General features: G+C 54.0%; 1 protein-coding gene. It reads left to right on the top strand.

Features of this window, described 5'->3' with window-relative positions; all coding sequences use genetic code 11:
• A partial coding sequence (locus PKE79_RS16575) for a pyruvate formate lyase family protein (RefSeq protein WP_271174797.1) occupies positions 1-598 on the top strand: 598 nt, incomplete at both ends.

The raw sequence follows: 598 nt of genomic DNA, 5'->3' as shown, positions 1-598 counted from the left end.
AGGTGTAAAACAGGAAAACCGCACTCACGCGCCTGTTGATTTTGACACTGCCCTGGCTTCCACCATCACCTCTCACGACGCGGGCTATATCGAGAAAGGTCTGGAAAAAATCGTTGGTCTGCAGACCGAAGCGCCGCTGAAACGTGCGATCATCCCGTTCGGTGGTATCAAAATGGTTGAAGGTTCCTGCAAAGCGTATAATCGCGAGCTGGACCCGATGCTGAAAAAAATCTTCACAGAGTACCGTAAAACTCACAACCAGGGCGTTTTCGACGTCTATACCCCGGACATCCTGCGCTGCCGTAAATCCGGCGTGCTGACGGGTCTGCCGGATGCTTACGGTCGTGGTCGTATCATCGGTGACTACCGTCGCGTTGCGCTGTACGGTATCGACTTCCTGATGAAAGACAAATTCGCCCAGTTCAACTCTCTGCAAGCGAAACTGGAAAGCGGCGAAGACCTGGAAGCGACCATCCGTCTGCGTGAAGAAATCGCTGAACAACACCGCGCACTGGGCCAGATCAAAGAGATGGCGGCTAAATATGGCTATGACATCTCCGGTCCGGCGACCACCGCTCAGGAAGCGATTCAGTGGACC

The organism is Microbacterium barkeri, from assembly GCF_027921765.1.
Lineage (GTDB): Bacteria > Actinomycetota > Actinomycetes > Actinomycetales > Microbacteriaceae > Microbacterium > Microbacterium barkeri.
The sequence above is the reverse complement of the archived record's forward strand: the minus strand, read 5'-3'. Positions and strand labels throughout refer to the sequence as shown.